The following is a 26,341-nucleotide window of genomic DNA, read 5'->3' on the forward strand; positions in this document are numbered from 1 at the left end:
CGTGTTGATGGCGTTCCATCCACCTTATGACACTCCGTGTCATTATGTAAGAGTGGATACTGGTGAGATGCTCTCAGACGATGCGAAGCCCGCCGTCGCGCGCTCCACCGGACGCCCGGTGTCGATTGATCCGGACGCCGTGGCCGGCGTCGCGCTCCGGCTTTTTGCCGAGAACGGCTACGAGCGGACGTCAATGGAGGACATCGCCCGCGAGGCGGGAATCGGGCGGAAGAGCCTGTACCGTTACTTCCCCAGCAAGGCTGACCTCGTCTGGGGCGGCATGGAACCGGTGGTCGAAGCCTCGGGTTGGGAGCTGGAAAAGGTTCGCGTTGCGGGCACGTCCGACGGCGGCACTTCCGACGGCGGCATCCTCGCGGGACTGCGGGCGGCCGCCATCGCGGGGGTTTCGGCGATCCCGGACCTCTCGGTCACGCGCGGGCGCCTGCGCCTGATCGCAGAGCACCCCGAGCTGGCGAGCAGAAGCTACGATGCCTTGGCTCCACAGCGGGACCGGGCGCGGCTTTACCTCGTGGCGCAGGGCGTCAGCGAAAGCGCTGCGGGCTATTTGTGTGCCGCCTATCTCGGGGCGACGTTCGAGGCGTGGATGCAGTGGGCCGCGGGGACGGACGCGGATCCGGTGCCGTATTTGCTTGAGTCCATGGCCGTACTGCGGGTTCCGGCCGCCGGACGCGGCGGATAACCTATGCGTGGGAGGGCAAATGACTGTTCGAAGCGCGGGTATTCTGTTGTACCGCCGGAGCTCCGCGGCGGAATTGGAAGTGTGGATAGCCCATATGGGCGGACCTTTCTGGGCCCGTAAGGATGCCCGCGCCTGGTCCATCCCAAAGGGCGAATACCTTGAAGACGAGGATCCCCTGGTGGCCGCCAAACGTGAATTCGCCGAGGAGATGGGCGTTGCAGCGCCCGCCGTCGACTATCACCAGCTGGGCACCTTCCGCCAACCGTCAGGCAAACTCGTGGCGGCTTTCACGGCGGAGTCGGACTTCGACCCCGACAGAATCGTGAGCAACACCTTCGAGCTGGAGTGGCCGAAAGGATCAGGCGTGATCCGGAGCTACCCGGAGATTGACGACGCGGTCTGGGCCACGGAAACCGTAGCCCGCGCCAAACTGGTAGGCGGGCAGGTGCCCATCCTTGACGCGCTGATCCGGCACCTTGGGATTGGGTGAGCCGGACGGCAGGTTCGGCCTCAGATCGACCTGCAGCCGGAGCTGCTCGCCATGCTTGCCTCAAGGAAGGTGAGGACTCCAAACTCTTCGCTGGCCCCGCCGCCTTCGTGGCCGCTGTATTTCCACAGGTTCAAGCTCTTCTCGCCGGCGTACGAGTCGTACGCCGTGTAGACCGTGGGGGCCGGACACACTGCGTCCTTGAGTGCGGCCGAAAACAGAGCCGGCGCCGTCGCCCCCTGAACAAAGTTCACGGCGTCGAAATAGGAAAGGGTGTGCAGTGCTGCCGTCTCCTCCTGGGCATGGATTCTGAGCCAACTGGCGATCTCCGTGTACGGCCCGGATTCCGCGAGATCGATTCCGAGTGGGAAATTGCTCATGAAGGGCACCTTCGCGACGACTGCTGAGAGCCCCTCAACCAATCCGGCCACAGCGAGGGCGATGCCTCCCCCTTGGCTTGCCCCAAAGACCGCGACCCTTGACGGATCGACGCAATCGAAGGTTCGGATCGCGGCAACGGCGCGCACCGCATCCGTGATGACACGACGGTAGTAGTACCCGTTCGGATCACCGATCCCCCGGGTTGCAAATCCGGGCGTTGAAGGTCCGGAACCATGACTGTCTGGCGTGTGCCCGATACTGTGGGAACTCCCCTGTCCGCGAGTATCCATCGTCAAATGGGCATACCCGGCAGAGGACCAGAGCAGGTTTTCAATGTGATGACCTCGGCCACTTCCATATCCCACGTACTCGACGATTGCCTGCAGTCTCGATTCCTTGGTCTTGGGGAGCCGAAGCCAGGCCTTCACTGGTTCTCCGCCGAAGCCCGCAAAAGTCAGATCGTAAACGTCGATTGTCCTCAACGGTGATTCGACGGGTTCAACGCGAAGTTCCAGAGGATGAAGCTCTGAATCGGCGAGTGTCGCCCGCCAGAAGGAATCGAAGTCATCAGGACGGTACGGGGTGTTGGGGTTCACGTGGGGAATCCCAGTTCTCAGCAGAGTGGCCGGGCGCAATTTTGAATCGCTCATTTCCCGTAAATTTCTACTTCGAGTACCCGCGCGTTCGTGTAGCCGGGAGCCACGCAGGCATCTGTGATGTAAAGACGGATCTTGGTCGTTGAGATTGGAGCGAAGGAAAGGTCGTTGTAGCCGCCGTCATATGCGTCCTTTGTATTGTTTGTCACCGACGCGACCGTCTCCCATGCTCCGTCTGCCCACCGTTGAAGATCGTAGGCTCCGATTTGAAAACCTCGATTTGCCATGAATCCTGAGTAGACACACACCCGGGCAATGGTCTTGGCGCTGGACCACGTGAATTCGAGACTGTGTGGTTCGCCCGGCTGCGAAACCCAACGGCTGGAATCGAGGTTCTTGATTCCGTCAACGAGCTTAGCGGTCGCCGTTCCGGCCAATGTGCTGCTCGCAGTGATGGATGCGTCGCGGGCGAGATTCTTTAGCCTGGATGGGGCCGGATGCGAGGCGTAGGCGGAGCGCAGGCTTCCGTTGACCGCAAGGACACGGTAGTAGTTGCTTGCGCTGCTCGTCGCCGTGTCCAAGAAGGTACTACCTGGCGAATCTGAAGCAACGATCGAATATGGTCCGCCAGCTTCTGCTGCTCGCAGGATATCGAACCCGGTCGCAGTGTCGGCCTCTACGTGGAAGCGGTCATAGTTGACGGTGGCTCCGGTCGAGACGATCCCCACCCTCCCGGGCGCTCCCGAAAGCAGGTTTGCGTCAGTCACGCGCAGTACTTCCGTGCCGTCACGGTAGAGGACCAGCACGGATGCGTTGAGTTCGAATCGGTAGGTATATTGTCTGTTCGCCGCGGGCATGGCATAGGCATCCGTGATTGGCTGAGTTTCGGCCAGCACCGATTTCTCACCAGCCACCACCCTGCCAATTGAATGCTTCGCGGTGGCGAAATCAAAGCCGGCGAAATAGTAGTTTGCGCTGTCCACGTAACGCAGAACTAATCCTGCTGATCCCGCGAGGGTGCTCGAGAACGACACCTCGGCGCCGACAAAGTGACTTGCTCGGACATCGGATCCGGCGGTTGCGATTCCTGTTCCGTCGATGGCCAACCGGTTTGACATGCCCCTGCCATCAGTCAATGGCCCGTCCGCCCCAGGGAGATTCACGACGGACCACGGTCCTTGGAGCTCCCAGCCGACAGTTCCGGTTTCGAAAGTAGAGCTCAAGACTCGTTTGTATGAGGGCTTCCACCACACGAGGGTTCCGCTACCTCCCGCGGCCGCGAGGACGGTGTGCGGCGGGTACGGAATGTTGGCGTCCGGCGTAGCGGCGAGGGGAGCGGATGGGGCTGATTCCCCGTACGTGTTGACCGCTTGCACCGTGAAAACATATTCAGAGTTGTTCGTTAGCCCGGCGATTTCTACGCCGATGGAGTTTCCAACTTGCAGCGAAGCCTCTGTGCCCGTGCGACCGTAGCGCACCCTGTAGCTGTCTGCCCCGATGACGGGTTTCCAAGCTAGGACAACTGCGCCGTCGCCCGGTGTCACGGAGTCCAGGGTGGTCGAGGCCGGGACCGCCAGCTGCACGACCACGGGCTTCGATTCCACCCCAGCTCCGACGTGGCTTTGAGGTGCGACTGTTAGCTGGTAGGTGGTTCCGAGCACCAATCCTGCAAACGTGAGCTCAGACTTCTTACTGACCTGTTTGCGGACAATTGTTCCGTCGGTTGTCTTACACAACACAACGTGGGTGTCATCCCCCGGTCCTTTCTTCCAAGAAACCTGAATGCGTCGCCCTGTGGCCTGCACACCGGAGATTTGGGCTCCATTTGAAAGAAGGACTGATGGGGCGAGGCCCGCGCCGGCCCGCGTCCATTTGATTCGCATGACGCTGTACCCAGGCACGAGGACAGGGTTTGGTGACGTTCCTTCCCGCACTTCAACTGTGTTGGGGGCTCCGGCGGTGTTTTCGGCGCGTGGATCGTCTGCGTTGATGAACCTGGTTTCAAACGGACCTGGCAATAAGGCCCCATCCCAGTTGATGGTGACGGAATGGGCAATATTGGATTTGTTGGTGACCACCAAGTAGTCGTAACCGTCAAGGCCGACATAGGCCTGGGTATACACGGCGGGTACTGTTCCACCATATTTTGGTACCGTCACGGTTCCATCGGAGCCGGTTGCCAACGTGTGCGAGCTTCGGTTGATGGCGTCGAGACACACGGAGAGGGCAAGCGCCGAGCCGTGCTTAATGACGCCGAAATCGAATCCTGAAGTGTCCAATGACGCGCCGCGCTCATAGGCGTTCTTCATCGTGTCCACATATGGCTTCGTGAATGTGGTGCCAAATTGAACAAGACCATGCAACATCACGCGGTCGACATTTGGATGGCTGGAGAGTCTCGTGATGAACTCGGCCGCAAAAATGCCATTGTAGAGGGTTCGGATGACCCCTGAAGTGGACAGCTTGGTCATGGTACTCGGAGTGGAATTGAATTCACTCACGGTCACGCGCATATCCGGGCGCCCTTTGGCAAGGTAGTAACTGTCAATATACGTGTTGGTTCGATCTGCTAGACGGGTATTTAGGTCCTTAACTGCGTCGTCAAAAGTGCTGTAGCGGTCCCCTCCGCCGTACATGTGGAAGGAGATGCCGTCCCAGTACTTGTCTGGATAGTCCGCGAGCGCCTGATCCCATGCCGGCGCCTCCCCTTGGGAGAGCATGACGTTCACCTGGGCATGCGGGTCCGCGGCTTTGATGGCTTCGAAGTAGGGCTTCATTCGGGCGGCATAGTCGGTGGAATCCATGAAGAATGTGGGCAGGAGCCATCCTTCGTTGCTTAGTTCATAGGCTGCTACCCGGATGTTGTTGGCGACGCAGTAGGCCGCAACCGCGCCAGCGGATTCCGGCGAATCAGTGAAGCCGTTGATGATTATTACCGTGTCACCGGAGATGTCGTCCAGGAGCTTTTTGAAGCCGGACAATCGGTGCAGGTCCGGTTTCGCACCGATGATCTGTGTATCGTCCAGCGAAGTATCAAAAGCGGTCATCTTGCCGAAAAATTGAGCGGCCCATTCCGGTCTGACGTTTCCTGTGCGGACATCGAAGTAGTCCGAATCAGTCCCTGATGGATATCGCAGCGTTCCTGCGCGAAGGTCGCGTGCAAGGTCCGCGGCCTGGGGATCCAGAAAGTTCATGCCAACAACCTGGAAATCGGGGTTGAAGCCTCCAAAGTTGGAAGGGAGTGGCGCCGCGACGTTCGGGTTGATGTTCACATTCAGTGGTTGGCCGCTGCTGCCTGTGGCATGCGCCGCCACGGGTACCGTGCCCAGCGAGATCAACGCAACGGCGCCTCCGGCTGCCCCATATTTGAGAACGGTTCTTCGTGAGATTTCCATGTCGACCAAGACTTCCTTGTCCCGTGCAGGAATAGAGACCTGCTCCTTTGGCTTTCGAGAGATGACTCGCTGGATTGCTGGCACAGGGGGGTGCGATTCCGCTGAACCACACCCCCGAGCGTCGCTACTTCGCTTTCGCGAAGTTCTCAGCCGAAATCTGTCCTGAGTCCACGGCATCCTTGAACGCCGCATTGTACTTGGCCGCTATCGTATTGAGTCCGCTGTCAACGTCCTCCGTACCGAGTAACAGGCGTGCCATTGCGTCCCTGAAGTTCTCGCCTTGGACGTTTAGCAAGGCCGTGGGGGCAACGAACCAGGCTTGGTCGGTTTCAGACGGCGCATACTGTGCATATTGAGGCCACTTAGCCGATTCGGAAGCCGCTTTAGCTGCATCCGCCCTCAGCGGGAACGTCAGACCGGTCTGGCCGAGTTGCGTGTTGAGTGTCGAGCCGATGAGAACGTTGAGGACTGCGGCGGCGCCGGGGGCATTCTTGCTTGCCGCGTTGATTCCGTACGGGGTACCTGCGTTCATTGCCTGCCGAACAGGTTTTCCAGCAGTCGGAACCGGGACGGCAGCTGCGGCCCAATTCGCCTTGGTTTTGTTGGTCTCGTTGAGCACGCCAACGTCCCACGAGGCAGATACGAACATGGCGATCTCACCCTTTGCGAATGCTGCACGCATGGCGTCGTTTTCGAGCGAGCTTGCCCCCGGGTAGGCCCAGCCCTTGCTGATCAGTTCTCGGTAGAGATCGATGCCCGGCTTGGCTTTGTCTGTCTCATACTTTTGAGTGCTGACGTTGAAGATGCCCTTGCCGGTGAGGTCCGCTTCGGTGTTTGTAATGCTTGGGTCCAGCATCCAGCTGGCCCAACCGACCCATTTAAGAGGAAGACCGAAGCAGTAGATGCCTTGGCCGCTTGCTTCAATGGCCTTGCAATCAGTGACGACGTCGGCGAATGTAGCGGGCGGCTTTTCGGGATCCAAGCCAGCCCTCTTGAAGATGTCCTTGTTGTAGGCCAGCCGTGTTGTATCCGCCGTGGTTGGCACCGCATAGGTGGCGTCGTTGTAGATGTACGGCGAAGGCTTCTGCAATGCCCTTGCATACGCAGACTTGTCTTCCTTGCTCAACACATCGTCGAGCGGCTTCAAGAATCCAGCAGATGCAAGCACCTGTGCGCTCGATGCGTCGAAGACGTCGGGGCCCTTGCCCGTCTTGAGCGCTAGCTGAAGCGCGTTGAGGTATGAGTCGGATGCCTGCACGGTCACCTCGACATTTGTGCCATTCTTCGCACCCCAGGATTCCAGGCTCTTCTGGATCGCAGCCGATTGTGCGCCGTTCTGAATCCAAACACTCACGGTACCTCCCGCCGTCGGGGTTGCCGATGGGGTGCCGGAACCGCAGGCGGCGACGAGGCTAATTGACGCCACTGCCCCTGCTAGTGCTGCCCAACGAGTAAACCTCTTTGTTCTCATTGCCTGATTCCTTTCGATGTGAACTGGGAGAAAGCGTGAATTCCTTGAGGACGAGCGCGGCGTAGCGCCGGCATTCGTTTGGTGTTCAAGACGGCAACGCTGCCGAGAGCCGGAAGGCTTACGGCGACCGAAGCGACGACGAGAATGATCTGGGACGGGCAGATGGCGAACAAGATGGCCATCCCCGCCCAAGGGACTACGGCGAGGAGAGTCCGGAGGGTCCGCGTCATGGCCAGGTACCCGATCCATCGGATGACCGACAGGGGATCCCCAGAAGCTTTGAGGCACGCATAAGGAGCGATGGCCAGGGCTATTGCGGTGACAGCGATCATAGCCATGCCAGCCCCGGCGGCTAGAGGACCCGCGCCGCTGCGGGAAACACTGAGCAAAGCCCATGAAAGTGACGCTGGAAGAGCCACAAAAGCGAGCGCGACCCAAGACGCTCCGGCGCTTTCCTTCATCGTCCGGGCGAACCGCCTCCAAGTGGGAGCCTCGCCGTCCAGGAGACGGGCGGCCGCGTCAAAGAGGGCAACAGTGGCCAACGGAAGAGTAATCAAGAGCGAGGCACCCAGGAGCCAAAGGACGCTGATCCAGGCCAGCGCACTGAAGATGCTGCATGCGCGGTAGATACCGCCGACGAGTCCTGTGTGCTTCATCCCTTCACGCTTCCCTCTGTCATTCCCTGGATGAAGAAGCGCTGGAAGACGAAGAAAAGGATGACGATCGGAACGATGATGATCATCGCTCCCGCCAGCATGAGGTCGTATGCCTGAGTGCCCTCGGAGGTGCTTCGCAAAGCGAAAACTCCAACCACGAGGGTGCGAAGATCCTGGTCGCTGATCGTGAACACATAAGGGATCTGAAAGTTGTTCCACGCTTCTTGGAAGGCCAGGATTCCCGTGGTGGCCAGGATCGGCCGCATGAGCGGAAGGGCCAGGCGGGAGTACACGCCGAACAGGCCCAATCCGTCCAGGCGGCCGGCCTCTTCGAGTTCAAGCGGAAGGCTCTCGCAGAATGCCCGGATGAGGAAGACATGGATGATTCCGATACCCGAGAGCTCCACCAAAATGACGCCGAAGAGATTGTCAATGCCGAGAACCTGGGCGATTTGCAACCGCGGGTAGAGGGTGGCCGTCCCGACGCCGACAAACAAAGTGAAGGACATCACCGCAACGATGACCCCGTGGAAGGGAACCGCCCGCCGCGCCAGAAGGTAGCCGAGCATGGACGAGGCAAAAAGGTCAATTGCGACGACGCCAACCACCACGATGACCGAGTTGGCCAGGTAACGGCTGAAGCCGCCAAGCTCCCACGCTCGTCTGTAATTTTCGAACGTCCAGGTCTCAGGAAGGAGTTGCGATCCGCTGCTCAGGATTTCGGCCGATGGCTTGAAAGAGGCGAAAAACGCGTAGATCAGCGGAACAAGGGTTGCAATGGCCACCGCGGTGAGAATCAGGTAGGCAAGCGCCCTGACCGTGGCTTTCGAAGTACTCCGGCTGTTCATCGTGTTCCTTCTTTCGTGCCTGATGCCTGTGAACGAACTGCTCGATCGCGGGCAAGGGCCATGTAGATCAGTGAAACGATGGCAGCGATAACGCTCGCGCCGACCGCAAGTGCCGATGCGTAGCCGTATTGGCTTCCCCGGTCAGTTCCAAAGAAATAGTCGAACAAGTAGGTGTACATCACGTTTGTCTGACCGGCGGGGCCCCCGTCAGTCAGCGTCTTGACGAGGTCAAATGACCTCAGCGAGAAGACGATGGAAAGCACGACGACGACGCGGGTGATTGGAGCGAGCAGCGGCAGCGTAATGTGGCGGAATTGTTGGAAAGTGCTGGCGCCGTCCAGTTGGGCGCTTTCGAGAAGCTCCTTTGGGACCGTCTGCAGGCCAACGAGGAAAAAGATCAAGTTGATGCCAAATGTGGACCAGACCCCCACAAGGATCAGGCTTGCCAGTGCGGTTCCTTGGCTTCCGAGCCAGTCGACGTCCACGGAGATGATCCTCAAGGCCTGCAGTATTCCGTTGATCACCCCGTTTACCGGCCTGAGCAGGAAGTAGAACACGACGCCAATGACCGCGATGGAGATGACGTAGGGCAGGAAGAAGATGCCCCGGAACACGGCCATCCCTTTCAACCCGCTATTGAGAATCGTGGCCAGGAACAGTGACAGCGGGAGCCCGAGCAGGATCTGACCGAGCGCGAAGATCAATGTAATAAGGACGGACTGCCACCAGGACTCGTCTTTCAGCATGTGCTGGTAGTTGATCAGACCGATCCACTGCGGCGATGTGACTCCGTTGTACCGGGTAAAGCTGAGGAACACTACGTAGGCGACTGGCAGCAACGCGAACAGTACCAGCGGAATCATCGACGGCAGCGCCATCAGCGTGGCAGTGATCCGCTCCTTGGATTTCCAGTTCGTCCGGGCCCGCCCCGATGCGGGTTCCTGTTCCTCCGGCACCCCTACGGGTGTCCTTGCGTTCATGCGTACGCTGCTCACCAGAATTCCACCATTGCACTTTCTGTGACATCGACGAAAGATTTTCGCCGAGCTCTGCGATCTTCGGATCTTCGTGGCGCTCAAGTCGCCGGAGGTTGGGAGTCCAGTCGGCTGCCCTCAAGCAACACCCTGCCCATGCCCCGTTTGATCGTGCCTCATTGCCGGCCCATCGTCGATCTGATGCGTATCAGATAATCATTTGAACAACTCAAAGTCAAGCAATCCGGTAGATTCTGATACGTATTAAGATCGGGGTATGGGAGATCAACGCAAACGCCCGGCAAGACAATCGGACATCGCACGCCTGGCGGGGGTTTCACAGGCCACGGTGTCGTCCGTGATTACGGGCAGCGGCGACCGCTACGGCATAGCGCAGGACACGCGAGACAAGGTAATGGCCGCGGTGGAAGCGCTCGGATATGTCCCTAGCGTTGCGGCCCGGCAAATGAGGGGAACCCGGAACCGGCTACTGGGCGTCCACACCTTTGAGCCAATCTTTCCCATCAGCCAAATGAACTTCTACCACGAGTTTCTCGTGGGGATCGAAGAGCAGGCTGTCATCGACGGGTACAACCTTTTGCTCTTCACAGCCACCGACGCCTCGTCGGGTAAACGCCCCCTCTTCATTGACGGCAGCTCCCAGTTGACCGTGGCCGATGGGACCATCTTGCTAGGCCTCGACCGCGAAAAGAGCGAGCTTGAACGCCTTGCGGCCAGCGGGTACCCGTTCGTTCACATCGGCCGACGAATCATCGACGGCATCGAAATCCCATTCGTGAGCCCGGACTACCAGTCAGGCGTCGCCGCCGCCGTCGACCGCCTTTTCGGGCTGGGGCACACGAAGATTGCCTACCTTCGGGATGACATCAGCTTCGAGGCCACAACAGCCCGTCGCGAAGGATATCGCATCGCCATGGAGGCGCATGGCCTTGCGGCGACAATTGTGGAGGCCTCGGAGGTCTCGGCTTCGGCCACCGATCTAGACGGCACGACGGCCTTCCTGGTAGAGGGCGGCCCGCAACTGCTCTGGGTCGAGGGCTATGCACGAACCCGCGATCTCAGAATCCCCCACGAGCTGTCGGTCGTCGCACTCTCTGACGACGCCGCTGAAGCAGTGCCGGCTCGACAGTGGACAACTCTGTCGGCTCCGCGGAGGCAGCTCGGCTCAGAAGCGGTCCGCTTGTTGGTAAGCATCCTGGACGGCGTCGATAGTCCGAGCCACCGCTATCTTGCTTGCCTGCCATTGGACGAGAGCACGATTTCCTCCCCCCGCAGCACCGCTCGCGCCTAAATCAAACGTACGCACAGATTGCGGTGCTTGAGAATTGCGTTAGTCTGATACGCATCAGATTTGAAGGCAATCATCCCAGGAGGAGTCGAACACAATGAAGTCGACACAGGAATTCGTGGCATGCGCACAAGCTCGTCCGCCTGCAGCCAGCAGCGCCACAGCGGTTTCCACACGATGAGTGAGCGTGAAATCTCAGCCGATTTAGCCATTATCGGAGGCGGGCTCGGAGGTGTTGCGGCGGCGTTGACCGCCACCTCACTCGGGCGAAAAGTCATCCTCACGGAAGAAACGGATTGGCTCGGCGGCCAGATGACGTCCCAAGCGGTTCCGCCGGACGAGCACCCGTGGATCGAAACACATTCAAGTGCCAGCTACCGCGTCCTGCGCAATCGTATTCGCGACTATTACCGTCGCGCGTATCCCTTGAAACCGGGGGTCGCTTCCGCCCCGTTACTGAACCCTGGTCTCGGATTTGTGAGCGATCTTTGCCACGAACCGCGCGTCGGGGTAGCCGCTATCGAAGAGTTGTTGGCGCCTGCCCGCGCCTCGGGTCTACTGACGGTGCTCTTGGACCATTCCCCAACTGCCGTAGAAATGGACTCCGACAACGTCGCGTCCGTGACGGTCACCGGAAGTGACGGGGATCGGGTGCACATCCGTGCGCCCTACTTCGTCGATGCAACGGAGCTCGGGGACCTTCTTGAGCTCGGACAGATTGAACATGTCCTGGGCGCCGAAAGTCGCGAGGAAACTGGTGAACCCAATGCCGCCGCGGAAGCCGACCCACGCAATCAGCAAGCGCCCTCCTGGTGTTTCGCCTTGGAGTATCGTCCGGGAGAAACCCACACAATCGACAAACCGAAGCGTTTCGAGCACTGGCGGGACCATCAAGACTCCTTCTGGCCGGGGTCGCAGCTTTCGTGGACCGACTTGGACCCGCAAACACTCGAACCGAGAACCCGGCAGATCTTCGATGGCGATCCAGCCGACGACTCCCAGAAGGACCTCTGGCGCTACCGCCGTATCCTTGCCAAGAAGCAGTTCGGTCCGACGTTTTTGGGCAACGACGTTACTTTGGTGAATTGGCCCCAGACCGACTATTGGGAAGAACCGCTGATCAACAATGATGCGGGCGCCGATGCCGCCGCTCGGGCGAACGCACGGGAACTGTCGCTGTCATTTCTCTACTGGATGCAAACAGAAGCCCCACGCCACGACGACGGACATGGATACCCCGGGCTTCGGCTCAGGCCGGATCTCATGGGGACTCCAGACGGCTTGGCTAAAGCCATCTACGTTCGTGAAGCGCGGAGAATCAAGGCAGAATTCACCGTCCTCGAGCAACACATAGGAGTCGAAGCAACAGCCGGACGCGGATCAGCATTGTTTCACGACACGGTCGGGATCGGCGGGTATCGCATCGATCTGCACCCCACGGCCAGCGGCGCTTCTTACATCGATATCGCCTGCCATCCGTTCCAAATTCCACTAGGGGCCCTACTCCCCCAGCGTGTTCAGAACCTGCTCGCAGCCAACAAGAACATTGGCACCACCCACATCACCAACGGCGCGTATCGCCTGCATCCTGTCGAATGGAGCATCGGCGAAGCTGTTGGCGCACTGGTTGCCTTTTGCCTCACTGACCGGAAGCCGCCAAGCCAGGTCCGTTCCGAGAGTGAATCTCTGGCCGATTTTCAGCATCTGCTCTCCACCCGCCTTCAGATTCCGCTTGCTTGGCCTGATGACGTCAGGAGGCGAAACACCCGATGACGAAGACTCCGTTGACCGGGCCTTGGACACTCACCCGAGTGAAACCGAGAAACTCGAGTGAAGGCAGCGACGTCGAAACCGTTTCCGCCTCTGTCCCAGGGTGCGTGCACACCGACCTCATGGCCTCGGGGATCATCCCGGACCCTTATCTTGCCGATAACGAGACCCTGACCTCGTGGATCGGACATAGTGGCTGGATCTACCGTTGCGAAATCCCCGGGCTCAATGCTGCCGACGGAAGGACCGACCTTGTTTTCGAAGGGTTGGACACTTTCGCCGAGGTTCGCCTGAATGGAACCCTGATCGGCGGGACGACGTCGATGTTCACAACGCTGAGAATCGATGTCACCGAGCATCTCCCGCTTGAGAGCAATCTGCTTGAGATTCGTTTTGAAGCGCCCTATGCAAAAGCAATGGCGCGTCAAAATGCAATTGGCTCCATGCCGAACCCGTACGACGAGCCATATCCGCATGTGCGCAAGACCGCGAGCAATTTCGGCTGGGACTGGGGGCCGACTCTCGTCACGGCCGGAATCTGGAAACCTGTATACCTCGAGACTTGGGCAGCGGCGCGCATCGCATCGGTCATCCCCACGGTAACCGTCGACGACGGCGCAGGCCGCGTCAGCGCACAGGTGAACCTGCAGCGGCAATCACCCTCCGCCGGAGAGCTTCACGTGGAAATCTCCCTGGATGGGCGCACATTTTCTGCAGCTGTGGCCGGCGAAGAGCAGAGCATTACAATTCCCATCGAGCTCGCGTCCCCGGAACTGTGGTGGCCGCGAGGATATGGGGAACCGAACACGTACAGCCTTGTTGTATCCCTCCTCTCCGCAAACGGGGCGATGCTCGACGGCTGGGAACGCCAAATCGGTTTCCGCACGGTCGAGATCGATGCAACCCCTGATGGCGACGGTTCTCCGTTCACGATCTTGGTCAATGGCGTTCCAATATTCGTCAAGGGCGCCAATTGGATCCCGGACGATTGTTTCCCCGCACGTGTCGGCCAAGCCCGCTACGTTGATCGCCTCGAGCAGGCGGTCGCGGCGAATGTGAATTTCGTCAGGGTGTGGGGAGGCGGCAACTACGAGTCGGACGAGTTTTTCGACATCGCCGACCAGCTCGGGATCCTCGTTGCCCAGGACTTCTTGTTCGCGTGTGCGGCGTATCCAGAAACGGCCGAACTGTTGGCGGAGGTCGAGTCCGAGGTCCGGGAAAACGTCACACGACTCTCATCGCACCCGAGTCTCGTGCTCTGGTTCGGCGGAAACGAGAACATGTGGGGCTACGAGGACTGGGAATGGAAACCCGTCCTCGGAGATCGAAAGTGGGGAAGTAAATACTATCTGGATCTCCTTCCGTCTCTGTTGTCCGAGCTTGATCCGACGCGCCCGTATTGGCCGAACAGCCCATACTCGGGAAGCCCGGACGTCCACCCCAACGATCCGGCACACGGGAGTTCGCATGTGTGGGACGTCTGGAATACCGAAGACTACGGCGCCTACCGGAACTGGCGGCCGCGATTCGTGGCGGAGTTCGGATATCAAGCACCGGCGAGCTACAGCACGCTCCTGGAGGCTGTCGGCGGCGAGGAGTTGCGTCCCGAATCCCCCATTCTGCAACATCACCAGAAGGCACTGGACGGAGAAGCCAAGCTCCAGCGAGGACTGGATGATCACTTTCCGCCGATCGATTCCTTCGACGATTGGCTATTCGCCACCCAACTCAATCAGGCGCGGGCCATTACCACCGGCATTGAGCACTTTCGTGCTCTTCAACCGCTTTGCATGGGAACCGTTTTGTGGCAGCTCAACGACTGCTGGCCGGCCCTCTCCTGGTCGGTCATTGACAGTGCAGCGCGTCTCAAACCTTCCTGGTATGCACTTCGGCGGGCGTATGCGGAGCGGATCATCACTATTCAACCGTTCGAGGGCTCGCTCGCCCTCGTCGCGATCAACGACAGTGATGAGCACTGGCGTTTCGAGACCTTCGTCAGACGAACGGACTTCGCTGGTTCGGTTCTCGCGGAGCAGTTCTTTGAGATACATGTCGGACCCAGATCCAACAGCCGAGTGAAGCTGGATTCCGTGCTCTGCGGTGCGGAAAATCCGACGCGGGAACTCGTGGTCGCCGATACGGGCGGGCTCAGGGCCACTTGGTTCTTCCAGAACGACAAAGATCTGGACTACCCAACGCCCTCATACACGACAACCATGACCCAGGAGGAGACCGGTGTCCGGGTCAACGTGACTGCGAACAGTTTCCTGCGCGATTTAGCGATCTTCGCCGATCGGGTCGATCCAAAGGCCACGGTGGATGACATGCTCGTCACCTTGCTCCCGGGTGAGCACTCGACGTTCTTCATCCATACCGCGAGTAATGAGCCAGAGCGCTTTGGCCGTGCACCCGTTCTTCGAAGCGCCAATGACCTAAAACTAGGAAGTAGGAAGCAATGACGTCAACATTTCGCGATGCCGTCCTCGGCTGCTGGCTCGGCAAGGCGATCGGGGGCACCTTGGGGCAGCCGTTCGAGGGCCTCGACGGCCCTCTTTCCGCGACCTTCTATGATCCCGTGCCCACTGAGATGGTGCCCAACGATGATCTTGACCTCCAGGTTGTTTGGGCCTGCGTTCTATCCGATCAGCCGGTCCCGTCCGTCACCTCGAGCGCGTTGGTTCAAGCGTGGACGACCCATGTGGAGTTCCCCTTCAATGAATACGGCGTGGCGAAGCGCAACCTGAGGGAGGGTATTGCGCCCCCGCACAGCGGGTCTTTCGACAACTGGTTTACGTGCGGTGAGGGCGCAGCCATCCGCAGCGAGCTGTGGGCGTGCATAGCCCCCGGGGATCCGGTGATCGCAGCGGAATACGCCTATCGCGACGCCTGCGTCGATCACGCCGGCGACGGTGTTTTCGCACCGATGTTCCTCGCCGCAATGCAAAGCCAGGCATTCCTCGGCGGCAGCATCGACGCATTGCTGGATGCTGGCCTCAGCGTGATCCCGATTGAATCCGGAGTCGCCGAAGTCGTCACTGCAACCCGTTCCTGGTTCGCGGAAAACCAGGACTGGCGGCACGTTCGCAACAAGATCCTCGAGGGGTTTGAATCACCAGATTTCACAGATGTCCGGATGAACACGGGATTCGTGGTGCTCGGGCTGCTTGCAGGGGCCGGCGATTTCGCACAGTCCATTCTGATCACGTCGAACTGTGGAAAAGACACGGATAGCTCGGCAGCGTCAGTCGGCGCGACCGTTGGCATCCTCTCTCCCGCCTCGATCCCGGAGGAATGGCTCGCCCCGATCGGGAACGATCTGGTGCTGAGCCCCGGGATCATCGGACTCTCCGCGCCGGCCACAATCGATGCCTTCACCGATCTCGTCCTTGAGCTCAGGCACCGGCTTCAGTTCGCGGAGCGGGAAGAGGCACCGGAATGGGACCCCGCAGAGAACACCGTACCGGTGAAACAGAACTGGACGTCCCGCGCTGGCGAGCTCGGGGCCCTCAACGACTGGTTCATGCCGCCGAGCCACAACTCTGAACCCGATCCACACGGACCATCAACGGCCTCCGCTCTCGAGGGAACGTGGGCCAGGTTGGCGGCAGAAGATTTCGAGGATGACCTCCTGATTCTTCGCTATCGCGTTAACACTCACGACGTCGGGCGTGTCCGGATCATGGTAGCCAGCAACCTGATGGTGCGCGTCTGGTTCGACGGCAAGTGGCTCTTCGGGCGGGACGGGGGCAGCGTGTTTCCGAGTCCCCACATGCCCCACATCAATACGTACGAGGATCTAGATGTCTCGGTCGCATTGCACGATCTGACCGTTGTGCTCCACAGGCCGAAAGCAGGGACCGTGGGCGAATGGGTGGTCGGAATCGCGGACGCGGACACCAAAGAGTGGATTCCCGATGCGCTCCGCTAGGCAGCCAGAATGAACACCATTTAGGCGGAGCAACATCCACACCACCTCGGAGCGGGGCCTGAACCGGGCGACGGGTTCGGGCCCCGTACCTGTGACCGGCTCCTGGCTAGGCCTGGACGATCGACTCGATGGGCCGCGGGGAAAGTATGGGATCCGCGTGACGGTGGATGACCTTCCACTGGCCGTCTTCCCAACGGAAAATCGTGGTCACCCGAAGTGGTATCGCCGACACTTCATCAGACCCGCCAACCTTGGCCCGTGCCCATTCAATTTCGACTATGTACGCAAGCTCCGTCCCGGTATACCCGGAGATTCGTTCAAAACTGATGGGCTCGCCCTCCCTCAGCCCGGAAGACGCCCGATCCATGGTCGCCTCGACCGCACTCGAGCCCCGCGCAGGCGGGCCGAGAGGATTAGCGAGCGTGACGTCGTCGCGCTTTGAAAACAGCTTCTTCTGCTGCTCCGGGTCTCCTCTGACGAACGCATCGAGCGCCCGATGGTATTTCTCCACCATCAGATCGAGATCAGAATCCGACATTGGTTCCTCCAGCCTCGCGTTTACGCTGGCGCGGCGCGCCAGACCCGCATTCGGCCATCGTGGCACCGCTCACCAGGGATGTCCATACAACGAATCTCCCGCAACCAGACCGGTCAGGAATGGAGAAGCGCCGCTCACGGGCCGCGCCTAGAATGGCGGTCATGGACAACACCGTCCACGCCAGCTTCGTCCCCTAATGACTTCAGGAGTGATCATGAGCGATTCTTCCAACGAGGGAATCAAGACCGTGCTGCATCCCGTTTCCGACCTCGCCGCGGCCAAGGCGGTGTACACCGCGTTGCTCGGCATACCGCCGCAGGCCGACGGGCCCTATTACGTCGGCTTCGATGTCGCGGGACAGCACATCGGGCTCGTTCCGGGAGGCGGCCCGCAGGCCATGACCTCTCCCGTCGCTTACTGGCACGTTTCGGACATCGAGGCAAAGCTGGCCGAGCTGACTGCCGCTGGCGCCACCGTGAAGGAAGCACCCCGCGACGTCGGCGGCGGACGTCTGGTGGCCACCGTGACCGACCCCGACGGCAACGTCCTCGGGCTGCTTCAGGATCCTCAATAGCAACCAAACTCGCCAACAAAGACCGTAAAGACGGCCCCACGTACCAGATGGAGACACGATGAGCACGGCCACGAGCACGGACACGCAGTCGCCTGAACTGCATACTGCCGACACCCACGATCTGATTCGCGTGCAGGGCGCGCGGGAGAACAACCTCAAGGACATCAGCATCGAGCTGCCGAAGCGCCGGCTGACGGTGTTCACGGGCGTCTCCGGTTCGGGCAAGAGCTCCCTCGTGTTCGCCACGATCGCCGCAGAGTCGCAGCGCATGATCAACGAGACGTACAGCACCTTCGTGCAAGGCTTCATGCCGACCATGGCGCGGCCGGATGTGGACCTGCTCGAAGGACTCACGACGGCGATCATCGTCAACCAGGAGCGGATGGGCGCGAACTCCCGGTCGACTGTCGGTACCGCCACCGATGCGAACGCGATGCTGCGCATGCTTTTCAGCCGGCTTGGCCAACCGCACATCGGATCTCCCCAGGCGTTCTCGTTCAACGTCGCTTCAGTCTCGGGCGCTGGAGCGGTCACCTTCGAGCGCGGCGGCACGACGACGAAGGAGCGGCGGAGTTTCAGCATCACCGGCGGTATGTGTCCGCGCTGCGAGGGGCGGGGCTCGGTCACCGACTTCGACCTCACCGCACTGTACGACGCCAGCAAGTCGCTTGCCGAGGGGGCGCTCACGATCCCCGGCTACAGCATGGACGGATGGTATGGCCGCATCTTCGGCGGCTCCGGCTTCTTCGACATGGACAAGCCGATCAGCAAGTACACCAAGAAGGAGCTCCACGACCTGCTCCATAAGGAGCCGACCAAGATCAAGGTCGAGGGAATCAACCTGACATACGAAGGCCTGATCCCGAAGATACAGAAGTCCATGCTCTCCAAGGATCCGGAGGGAATGCAGCCGCACATCCGTGCCTTCGTGGAGCGCGCGATCACCTTCACAATCTGTCCCGATTGCGAGGGCACCCGGCTCACCGAGGCGGCGCGCTCGTCAAAGATCAAGGGAATCAGCATCGCCGACGCCTGCTCGATGCAGATCAGCGACCTCGCCGAATGGGTGCGCGGGCTCGACGAACCGTCGGTCGCTCCGCTGCTCAAAGGGCTGCAGCACCTCCTCGACTCGTTCGCCGAGATCGGGCTTGGCTATCTCTCGCTCAACCGCCCGGCCGGTACGCTGTCCGGCGGTGAAGCGCAGCGCACCAAGATGATCCGGCACCTGGGCTCCTCGCTCACCGACATCACTTACGTCTTTGACGAACCCACCATCGGATTGCACCCGCACGACATCCAACGCATGAACAAGCTGCTGCTGCAACTGCGGGACAAGGGCAACACCGTGCTCGTCGTGGAGCACAAGCCGGAAGCGATCGCGATCGCCGACCACGTGGTGGACCTCGGCCCTGGCGCGGGCACCGCCGGTGGCGAAGTGGTCTTTGAAGGCACGCTCGAAGGGTTGCGGACCAGCGGCACCCTGACGGGGCGTCACCTTGAGGATCGCTCAACCCTCAAGAAGACGGTGCGGACATCCGCCGGCGCGCTGGAGATCCGTGGCGCAACCGAGAACAACCTGCGCGACGTCGACATCGACATTCCGCTCGGGGTCCTGGTTGTCGTCACGGGCGTCGCCGGTTCGGGGAAGAGTTCGTTGATCCACGGCTCATTGTCCAAGCGGGACGGCGTCGTTTCGATTGATCAAGGGGCTATCAAGGGCTCGCGCCGGAGCAACCCCGCGACCTACACCGGACTGCTCGAGCCCATCCGCAAGGCGTTCGCGAAGGCCAACGGCGTGAAGCCGGCGCTGTTCAGCGCGAATTCCGAGGGCGCCTGCCCCACCTGCAACGGCGCGGGCGTGATCTACACGGACCTCGGGTTCATGGACACCGTCGCCACTCCGTGCGAGGAATGCGAGGGCAAGAGGTTCCAGGCATCGGTGCTCGAGTACCGCCTCGGCGGCCGCAACATCGCGGAGGTGTTGGCGATGTCGGTGAAAGAAGCCGAGGAGTTTTTCTCCGCGGGCGAATCCAGGATCCCGGCAGCCCACGCGATCCTGCAGCGGCTGGCCGACGTCGGACTCGGTTACCTCAGCCTCGGCCAGCCACTCACCACCCTTTCCGGCGGCGAGCGGCAGCGGATCAAGCTGGCCACCCACATGGGCGAAAAGGGCGGCGTGCTCGTTCTCGACGAACCCACTTCGGGCTTGCACCTCGCCGACGTCGAACAGCTGCTCGGCTTGCTGGACCGGCTCGTGGACTCCGGGAAGTCCGTCATTGTCATCGAGCACCACCAGGCGGTCATGGCGCACGCCGACTGGATCATCGACCTCGGCCCGGGCGCCGGTCACGACGGCGGACAGGTCGTTTTCGAGGGCACGCCCGCCGATCTCGTCGCGGCCCGCTCCACCCTCACCGGCGAGCACTTGGCGGCCTACGTCGGCGGGTGACTAGCGGGAGGTTTGGCTCTCCTTGGCAGCGCCCGGCGAGTGGATGAAGAGGCTGGCGAGCGCAGTGAGGAGGAGAAGCGACGCCGCGATGATGAAGCTGGCCTGCATTCCGTGGACGAAGTTGCTGCGGTCGGCGATGAGGGCGCCGAAGACGGCGATGGCGACCGCGCCGCCCACTTGGCGGAAGGTATTGAAGACTGCGCTTGCCGTGCCTGCCTTTTCGCTCGGGACGCTCGCGAGCACGACGGCGGTGACCTGCGGCATCGCGATCGATCCGCCGGAACCCGTGAAAATCAGGAAGGTACCGACGAGTAGCGGCGATCCCAGCGGCGCCGTGAGAAGCATCGCGGTGAGTCCCACCACCATGGACGTCAATCCGACGACCACCGGCACCCGCGTCCCGAACCGGTTCGAAAGGGTTCCGCTGACGATGTTGCCGGCGATGCTGAACGCCGCGGAAGGAAGGAACGTGAAACCGGCCTGAAGCGGTGTCAGCCCGAGGTGTTGTTGGAGGAAAAGACTGACAACAAAGACGGTGCCGAAGTGGCCCACCATGAATGCGAATCCCACTGAGAGGGAGATTCTCATGCCGGTGGAGCGAAACAGCTCGAGCGGCATCATCGGGTGCCGGCCGCGCGCCTGGATGAGGAGGAAGGCCGCGAGGCTGGCTGCTGCGAGCGTCAGGCTGCCGATGACGGGCACCGTGCCGAAGCCCTCGGTTCCTCCAGTGATGAGGCCGTACATCAACGCGGTCAGGGCGACGATCGCCGCGGCCTGACCGGTCCAGTCGAACGGAGTTGGCCGTCGGGGCGATGTGGCAACGGAAGCCAGGAGCACCAGCATCGCGATGCAGACGGGAAGGTTGATGCCGAACACAAGCCGCCAGTCCAACGTGGTGAGCAGGCCGCCGACGAGCGGTCCAACGGCTCCGGCGACGGCCCCTCCGACTGCCCAGATCCCGAGGGCATGTGCGCGACGGCGGGGATCGGGAAAGGCTTGCCGAATGAGCGCCATCGACGCCGGCAGCATGATCGATGCCGCACCTCCTTGGAGGAACCGGGCGGCAATGAGAATTCCCGACGTCGGCGCGAGTGCGCACGCGACGGACGCCACGAGGAACAGCGCGATGCCCCATGCCAGCGCCCTTTTCGCGCCGATCCGATCCGACAGGTTCCCCGCGAACAGCAATAGCGCAGCGAACATCAGCGTGTAGCCGTCGATCACCCATTGCAAGCCGGCTGTTCCGCCCCGGAGTTCCTTGCCGATGCTGGTGAGCGCGACGTTGACGATCAGGATGTCGAGGGTGATCAGGAAGAATCCCAGCGACGCAATCATGAGCGTGAGCCGTGCCCGGGGCGCATCGGCCATGGCTGATGGAGGAACCGGAGCCGGCAATGTGGTTTCGGGACGAGTCATGGTTTAAGGAAACAGCCCACGGAGAACATGAGGGAGTCTCTGTCTTGAGGGGTACTGGCAGTGGCCCCCAAATGAGGGCGCCGTTTCAGCGAAAGTTGAGCGCCGCCGTCGGGCACCCGCCGTCGTCGATGTGCCAGGCCCCAACTGACTGGCAGTTGTTGTCGTTCTGCGGCCTCATAACGACAACAACTGCGAGCTACACTGGCGGCCTAACTGGAACGATAAAAGTAAAGATTCCTGCTTCCCGCGGGTGCGCTCCATCCTTGGGGGAAGATCCATGTTCCTTGGTGTCCCAATAGTCCGCCCCAAGAGAGCGATCCGCCCTTGTTCAGGGCGATCTGGGTAAAGGGTGCATCGGAGTGGTACAGGGCCTGGGCGGCTGCGGGTTGTCCATCCACGTCCCGGTAGAAGAAGTCGAGGACGATGTGACCTTGATTGTCGAACCCGGCCGCTGCACATGCAACCTCGTGCAAGCGGCCCTGCAAAGGAGTGAGGTCCAGATACGGCTGTTCCTCGAAGGTCCAATTGATCAGGTCATCCGAGCGTCCCACCTGGAAAGTTCCGTTGCATCCTTCAGAGAGATACATGAGGAACTCGCCGTTGACCCTGATCGCATTGCCTTCGGGGTCGCGGGGTATGACGGCGCCTTTGCACCAGAGTCTTGAGACATTGTGCGGAACGACGGGTCCGAGCTTCGTCCAGGTCTGGAGATCATCCGAGACAGCCAGATTGAGATCGCAACCGATGCCCTCCAGGGGATATCCGGGGGACGGGTAGGCGCCGGCGTCCTCAGGATCGATAGGGAAGACTCCGTGGTAGAAGAGAAAATACCGGCCTTCCTTCCGATAGATTTTCGGGTCTTCGCAGCCGTACAGTTCGTTGTCCAGTGTGGGGTAGATGATCGGGTTCAACTCGCTGTCTGTCCACTCCCGATCGGCGTCGCGGGTGGCCATGCCGATACGGCTCGCCATGGATTCCATGCTGGGCGAGGCTCGGTAGAAAAGGACAAGGCGATTCCCGTCCGCTATCAGCGAGGGATTGAAGATCGCTGACGACGTCCATCCGGTGCCTGTTGGATCCGGCCACTGTCCTTGTGCGGTGAAGGTGAGGGACGCGTCTTCCGTGAAGGGGCCGATCGCCCACTCGGCTTCCCCTTCATATCGGGCGGAGAAGTACTCCTGCGGAACATGGATTTTCCGCAGATCCGCAGCCTCCTCGAAATTTTCGGCCAGACCGGTCGTCGTGAGGGGTATCACGTGCTATCTCTCCTTACTCCTTGACATTAATGACTGAACCGGTTTAGCTTAGTCATACTGAACCGGTTTTGTGAAGCGGATCACCAATGATGGGCGGGAGGAAAAATGGCAGTCACCATTAGCGACGTCGCCCGGGTAGCCGGCGTTAGTAAGGGAGCCGTCTCTTACGCGCTCAACGGTCAGCCCGGGGTCAGCGAGGGTACCCGTGACCGGATCCTGAAGGTTGCCAAGGAGCTCGGGTGGAAGCCGAACCTTCGTGCCAAGGGCCTGTCTTCAGCCAAGGCCTTCGCCGTCGGGCTCGTGGTGGCAAGGGATCCCCGGCTCTTGGGAACAGACCCCTTCTTCCCCGCGTTCATCGCCGGGATCGAGACCACGTTGGTCGAGCACGAATACGCGCTGGTCCTCACCGTTGCCGCCAGCGCCGACGCCGAAGAACTGGGCTATCGGAAGCTGGCCGCCGATGGCCGCGTGGACGGCGTCATCCTTACGGACATGAGGGTTGAAGACTCCCGGATCGCTTTGTTGGAGAGCCTCAAGATTCCGGCCGTCACGCTGAATCGGCCCGAAACCTCCTCGCCGTTCCCTGCTGTCTGCATGGATGACACCGAAGGCATTGCGGCCGCCGTCGAGCACCTGGTTTCCCTGGGACACACCAAAATTGGACACGTGGGTGGACCGCAGAGTTACATTCACGGCCGAAGCCGGCGGTTGGCTTGGCAGAACGCCATGTCGAAAGCCGGGCTCGAGGCCGGTTCCTTCATTGAGGCGGACTTCACCGCAGCCGGCGGATTGGCGGCCACCGCAGAACTGCTTCGCTCGGCCCAACGGCCCACAGCAATCATCTACGCGAACGACCTCATGGCCACTGCCGGACAGTCCTACGCCCAGTCCCTCGGACTGTCCGTTCCCGATGATCTATCCATCACGGGCTACGACGACACCGAGCTCGCCACGTATCTCAACCCTCCGTTGACCACTGTCCCCGCCGATCCGCTGCTCTGGGGGCGCGTCGCCGCCCAGAAGTTGCTGAGCCTCCTCGGCGGAGCCCCTGCAGAAGACGTCTATCTGCCGTCTCCCAAACTGGTAGTCCGCGCCTCCACCGGGCCGGTCCCCCGCACGCCGAAAAACTAGTCCTTACGAAGACCGATTTACCCGCAATTGGGTGGGGCTATTTGCCATTTCCCCTGGAAGGCAATGTCGCCACCGCATGTTCAATTTTCACCCGCAAAAGGAGTTGCAATGAAGCACGGAAAAGTTAGTTCGAGAATCCTCTCCCTCACCGCCATCGCCGTTATCGGAGCCGGCCTGGCAGCATGCGGTGGGGGCGCCTCCAGCAGCACAGCTTCTGGAGCGAACTCTGCCACCACCGCCAAAGGTCCCATCAAGATCTGGTACTCCAACAACGAGTCCGAGGTGAAGTGGGGCAAGGACATGGTGGCAGCGTGGAATGCTGCCCACCCGGACCAGCAGGTCGATGCGCAGGAAATCCCGGCCGGCAAGAGCTCCGAAGAAGTCATCGGCGCAGCAATTACCGCCGGCAATGCTCCCTGTCTGGTCTTCAACACCTCTCCAGTGTCCGTGCCGCAGTTCCAGAAGCAGGGCGGCCTGGTCCCGTTGGACTCCTTCCCGGACGGCGCCCAGTACATCAAGGACCGCACCGGCGACCTCGCCGATCAGTACAAGTCTTCCGACGGCAAAATGTACCAGCTGCCGTGGAAGTCCAACCCCGTGGTCCTCTTCTATAACAAGGACATCTTCGCGAAGGCAGGCCTGGACCCTGCGAACCCGAAGCTGGCCACGCAGTCGCAGTTCCTGGACACAGCCCGGACCCTTGTGAAGTCAGGCGCCGTTGCCAATGCCGTGTGGCCTTCAACTGCCAGCGACTTCTTCCAGTCCTGGTTCGATTTCTACCCGTTCTATGCTGCCAACACGCAGGGTTCGCAGCTGGTCAAGGATGGCAAGGCCACCTTTAACAACGATCAGGGCAAGCAGGTCGCTACGATGTTCCAGACCCTCTACAAGGAGAACCTGGCATCCAAGGAAGTCTATAAGGGTGACTCCTTTGCGGACGGCAAGGCCGCGATGTCGCTGGCCGGGCCGTGGGCGATCGCTTCCTACAAGGGCAAGGTCAACTGGGGCGAGGTGCCGATCCCGGCCGCCGCGACCCAGGACAAGTCCTACACATTCTCCGACGCCAAGAACGTCGCGATGTATTCCGCCTGCAAGAACCAGGGCACCGCGTGGGATGTCTTGAAATTCGCCACCAGCAAGGAACAGGATGGCAAGCTCCTCTCCCAAACGGGCCAGATGCCGATGCGCAAGGATCTGACGACGGCCTACGCGGATTACTTCACCCAGAACCCGGCTTACAAGAACTTCGCGGACCAGGCCGCACGCACCGTGGAGGTCCCGAACCTCAACAACGCCGTCCAGGTTTGGCAGACCTTCCGTGACGCCTGGAGCAAGTCCGTGATCTTCGGCAACCAGAGCATCGACGACGCCTTCAAGGGTGCTTCCGACAAGATCAACCAACTGGCAGCCCAGAAGTAGCAGGCGAATCCCCATGTCACTACGCTCAGCTGGGGTTCCCGCCACGGGAGACTCTGCGGGGCGGGCTGTGGACCAGCGGCAGGCGCCCAGGAAACGCAAGAACTTCCTGGGCCGCCAGCCACTGGGACTGCTGTTCAGCGCCCCCTACGTCATCTTCGTCCTCGCGGTGCTGGCCTATCCGCTTGGGTACGCCGTATACATCTCCTTCCACCAGTTCTACTTCACCGCTCCGGGCGTCCAGGTTGACCGTCCCTTCGTGGGGTTGGACAACTACATCAGCGTCCTGTCCGATCCTGAAGTACAACGTTCCTTCGCCAATATCGGCGTCTTCCTGATCATCAACGTGCCGCTGACCGTGGGGCTGTCTCTGGTCCTAGCCAACGCCTTGAACCGCGTGACCCGGCTCAAGACCTTCTTCCGGGTCAGCTACTACGTCCCGTACGTCACGGCGAGCGTCGCCGTCGTCGGGGTCTGGCTGTTCCTGTTCCAGCAGAACGGGCTGGTCAACTCCATTCTGGGGCCGCTGGCCCCGAACCCCTCGTGGTTGACGAACTCCTGGCTCGCCATGCCAACAGTGGCCCTGTACGTGACGTGGAAGCAGTTGGGATTCTTCATCCTGCTTTATCTGGCCGCGCTACAGAACATCCCGGACGAGCTCTACGAGTCCGCCTCGGTGGATGGCGGAAACAAATGGGTCCAGTTCTGGAACATCACCGTTCCGGGAGTGCGCTCCGCCAGCGTGCTGGTGACCCTGCTGGCCACCATCACCGGAGCAAATCTGTTCACCGAGCCCTATCTGCTCACCGGCGGAGGCGGGCCGGACGGAGCCTCGACGTCGCCGGTGTTCCTGATGTACCAGAAGGGAATCCTGCAGGGGAATCCCGATGTGGCAGCAGCGCTCGGTGTGGTGCTGGTGATCGGCGTGTTGCTGATCGCCCTGATCCAGAAACGCCTCGTAGGCGGGAAGGAGGACTGACGTGTCTATTTTCAATAAGGCACCTCTCAGGAACGACGACGACGGCGCGCGCCGGCCACGTGCCAGC

At 60.8% G+C, this 26,341-nt stretch carries 20 protein-coding genes; 11 read left to right on the forward strand and 9 right to left on the reverse strand.

All coding sequences use genetic code 11. From position 1 onward, the window contains the following. The first annotated feature begins 52 nt into the window (after positions 1 to 52). Both NFJ07_RS16110 and NFJ07_RS16115 read left to right on the forward strand, forming a co-directional pair. Positions 53 to 700 carry a TetR family transcriptional regulator gene (locus tag NFJ07_RS16110; protein ID WP_269995833.1) on the forward strand — a complete coding sequence of 216 codons (648 nt, stop codon included), beginning with the start codon at positions 53 to 55 and terminating at the stop codon, positions 698 to 700. A gap of 19 nt (positions 701 to 719) precedes the next feature. Continuing rightward, complete coding sequence (locus NFJ07_RS16115; protein WP_269995834.1) at positions 720 to 1,190, forward strand: NUDIX domain-containing protein; 471 nt, start codon at positions 720 to 722, stop codon at positions 1,188 to 1,190. A gap of 20 nt (positions 1,191 to 1,210) precedes the next feature. Here NFJ07_RS16115 and NFJ07_RS16120 read toward each other — a convergent pair whose 3' ends face one another. The 6 genes from NFJ07_RS16120 to NFJ07_RS16145 form a co-directional block, all read right to left on the reverse strand. Beyond that, positions 1,211 to 2,164: an acetylxylan esterase gene (locus NFJ07_RS16120; protein ID WP_269995835.1), complete on the reverse strand. Its 954-nt coding sequence runs from the start codon at positions 2,162 to 2,164 to the stop codon at positions 1,211 to 1,213. Positions 2,165 to 2,214: 50 nt separating this feature from the next. Next, on the reverse strand, positions 2,215 to 5,559 hold the full coding sequence (locus NFJ07_RS16125) for a fibronectin type III domain-containing protein (protein ID WP_269995836.1): 3,345 nt from the start codon (positions 5,557 to 5,559) through the stop codon (positions 2,215 to 2,217). Between the two features lie 124 nt (positions 5,560 to 5,683). Next, complete coding sequence (locus NFJ07_RS16130; RefSeq protein ID WP_269995837.1) at positions 5,684 to 6,913, reverse strand: ABC transporter substrate-binding protein; 1,230 nt, start codon at positions 6,911 to 6,913, stop codon at positions 5,684 to 5,686. 113 nt (positions 6,914 to 7,026) lie between these two features. Then, positions 7,027 to 7,686, reverse strand: a complete 660-nt coding sequence (locus NFJ07_RS16135; RefSeq protein ID WP_269995838.1) for a hypothetical protein — start codon at positions 7,684 to 7,686, stop codon at positions 7,027 to 7,029. Then, positions 7,683 to 8,534 carry a carbohydrate ABC transporter permease gene (locus NFJ07_RS16140; protein WP_269995839.1) on the reverse strand — a complete coding sequence of 284 codons (852 nt, stop codon included), beginning with the start codon at positions 8,532 to 8,534 and terminating at the stop codon, positions 7,683 to 7,685. Before NFJ07_RS16140 ends, NFJ07_RS16135 begins: the two co-directional genes overlap by 4 nt. Then, a complete protein-coding gene (locus tag NFJ07_RS16145) occupies positions 8,531 to 9,529 on the reverse strand; it encodes a carbohydrate ABC transporter permease (protein WP_269995841.1) in 999 nt (332 codons plus the stop codon). The genes NFJ07_RS16140 and NFJ07_RS16145 overlap by 4 nt, the downstream gene beginning before the upstream one ends. A 256-nt stretch (positions 9,530 to 9,785) precedes the next feature. On the opposite strand from NFJ07_RS16145, the gene NFJ07_RS16150 reads away from it, so the two are divergent. From NFJ07_RS16150 to NFJ07_RS16165, 4 genes are all read left to right on the forward strand, one after another. Further along, positions 9,786 to 10,820, forward strand: coding sequence for a LacI family DNA-binding transcriptional regulator (locus NFJ07_RS16150; protein WP_269995842.1), 1,035 nt, complete (start codon positions 9,786 to 9,788; stop codon positions 10,818 to 10,820). Between the two features lie 120 nt (positions 10,821 to 10,940). Then, complete coding sequence (locus NFJ07_RS16155; protein WP_269995843.1) at positions 10,941 to 12,590, forward strand: FAD-dependent oxidoreductase; 1,650 nt, start codon at positions 10,941 to 10,943, stop codon at positions 12,588 to 12,590. Between the two features lie 38 nt (positions 12,591 to 12,628). After that, positions 12,629 to 15,046, forward strand: a complete 2,418-nt coding sequence (locus tag NFJ07_RS16160; RefSeq protein WP_269995844.1) for a glycoside hydrolase family 2 protein — start codon at positions 12,629 to 12,631, stop codon at positions 15,044 to 15,046. After that, a complete protein-coding gene (locus NFJ07_RS16165) occupies positions 15,043 to 16,515 on the forward strand; it encodes an ADP-ribosylglycohydrolase family protein (RefSeq protein WP_269995845.1) in 1,473 nt (490 codons plus the stop codon). Before NFJ07_RS16160 ends, NFJ07_RS16165 begins: the two co-directional genes overlap by 4 nt. A 106-nt stretch (positions 16,516 to 16,621) precedes the next feature. Here the strand turns inward: NFJ07_RS16165 and NFJ07_RS16170 are convergent, their stop codons facing one another. Continuing rightward, positions 16,622 to 17,053, reverse strand: a complete 432-nt coding sequence (locus tag NFJ07_RS16170) for a YybH family protein (protein WP_269995847.1) — start codon at positions 17,051 to 17,053, stop codon at positions 16,622 to 16,624. Positions 17,054 to 17,267: 214 nt separating this feature from the next. Between NFJ07_RS16170 and NFJ07_RS16175 the strand changes: the two genes are divergently transcribed. Further along, positions 17,268 to 17,627, forward strand: coding sequence for a VOC family protein (locus NFJ07_RS16175; protein WP_269995848.1), 360 nt, complete (start codon positions 17,268 to 17,270; stop codon positions 17,625 to 17,627). A 58-nt stretch (positions 17,628 to 17,685) separates the two neighbouring features. Continuing rightward, a complete protein-coding gene (locus NFJ07_RS16180) occupies positions 17,686 to 20,076 on the forward strand; it encodes an excinuclease ABC subunit UvrA (RefSeq protein WP_269995849.1) in 2,391 nt (796 codons plus the stop codon). Here the strand turns inward: NFJ07_RS16180 and NFJ07_RS16185 are convergent, their stop codons facing one another. Both NFJ07_RS16185 and NFJ07_RS16190 read right to left on the reverse strand, forming a co-directional pair. Then, positions 20,077 to 21,492, reverse strand: coding sequence for an MFS transporter (locus tag NFJ07_RS16185; protein ID WP_269995850.1), 1,416 nt, complete (start codon positions 21,490 to 21,492; stop codon positions 20,077 to 20,079). Positions 21,493 to 21,701: 209 nt separating this feature from the next. Beyond that, positions 21,702 to 22,748 (reverse strand): hypothetical protein, encoded by a 1,047-nt coding sequence (locus NFJ07_RS16190; protein WP_269995851.1) that lies wholly within the window; start codon positions 22,746 to 22,748, stop codon positions 21,702 to 21,704. Between the two features lie 105 nt (positions 22,749 to 22,853). Between NFJ07_RS16190 and NFJ07_RS16195 the strand changes: the two genes are divergently transcribed. From NFJ07_RS16195 to NFJ07_RS16205, 3 genes are all read left to right on the forward strand, one after another. After that, a complete protein-coding gene (locus NFJ07_RS16195; RefSeq protein ID WP_269995852.1) occupies positions 22,854 to 23,879 on the forward strand; it encodes a LacI family DNA-binding transcriptional regulator in 1,026 nt (341 codons plus the stop codon). 108 nt (positions 23,880 to 23,987) lie between these two features. Further along, positions 23,988 to 25,298 (forward strand): ABC transporter substrate-binding protein, encoded by a 1,311-nt coding sequence (locus tag NFJ07_RS16200; RefSeq protein ID WP_269995853.1) that lies wholly within the window; start codon positions 23,988 to 23,990, stop codon positions 25,296 to 25,298. Positions 25,299 to 25,311: 13 nt separating this feature from the next. Continuing rightward, positions 25,312 to 26,274 (forward strand): carbohydrate ABC transporter permease, encoded by a 963-nt coding sequence (locus NFJ07_RS16205; protein WP_269995854.1) that lies wholly within the window; start codon positions 25,312 to 25,314, stop codon positions 26,272 to 26,274. Positions 26,275 to 26,341 lie beyond the last annotated feature (67 nt).

Origin of the sequence: Arthrobacter sp. B2a2-09 (assembly GCF_027587375.1) — a bacterium.
Classification (GTDB): Bacteria; Actinomycetota; Actinomycetes; order Actinomycetales; family Micrococcaceae; genus Arthrobacter.

Bases quoted from the DNA above. Each gene is read 5' to 3' on its own strand.
- NFJ07_RS16155 (WP_269995843.1), top strand. From the start codon at position 10,941: ATGCGCACAAGCTCGTCCGCCTGCAGCCAGCAGCGCCACAGCGGTTTC.
- NFJ07_RS16125 (WP_269995836.1), bottom strand. From the start codon at position 5,559: ATGGAAATCTCACGAAGAACCGTTCTCAAATATGGGGCAGCCGGAGGC.
- NFJ07_RS16135 (WP_269995838.1), bottom strand. From the start codon at position 7,686: ATGAAGCACACAGGACTCGTCGGCGGTATCTACCGCGCATGCAGCATC.
- NFJ07_RS16140 (WP_269995839.1), bottom strand. From the start codon at position 8,534: ATGAACAGCCGGAGTACTTCGAAAGCCACGGTCAGGGCGCTTGCCTAC.
- NFJ07_RS16200 (WP_269995853.1), top strand. From the start codon at position 23,988: ATGAAGCACGGAAAAGTTAGTTCGAGAATCCTCTCCCTCACCGCCATC.
- NFJ07_RS16205 (WP_269995854.1), top strand. From the start codon at position 25,312: ATGTCACTACGCTCAGCTGGGGTTCCCGCCACGGGAGACTCTGCGGGG.
- NFJ07_RS16180 (WP_269995849.1), top strand. From the start codon at position 17,686: ATGAGCACGGCCACGAGCACGGACACGCAGTCGCCTGAACTGCATACT.
- NFJ07_RS16170 (WP_269995847.1), bottom strand. From the start codon at position 17,053: ATGTCGGATTCTGATCTCGATCTGATGGTGGAGAAATACCATCGGGCG.
- NFJ07_RS16185 (WP_269995850.1), bottom strand. From the start codon at position 21,492: ATGACTCGTCCCGAAACCACATTGCCGGCTCCGGTTCCTCCATCAGCC.
- NFJ07_RS16115 (WP_269995834.1), top strand. From the start codon at position 720: ATGACTGTTCGAAGCGCGGGTATTCTGTTGTACCGCCGGAGCTCCGCG.
- NFJ07_RS16175 (WP_269995848.1), top strand. From the start codon at position 17,268: ATGAGCGATTCTTCCAACGAGGGAATCAAGACCGTGCTGCATCCCGTT.
- NFJ07_RS16165 (WP_269995845.1), top strand. From the start codon at position 15,043: ATGACGTCAACATTTCGCGATGCCGTCCTCGGCTGCTGGCTCGGCAAG.
- NFJ07_RS16150 (WP_269995842.1), top strand. From the start codon at position 9,786: ATGGGAGATCAACGCAAACGCCCGGCAAGACAATCGGACATCGCACGC.
- NFJ07_RS16195 (WP_269995852.1), top strand. From the start codon at position 22,854: ATGGCAGTCACCATTAGCGACGTCGCCCGGGTAGCCGGCGTTAGTAAG.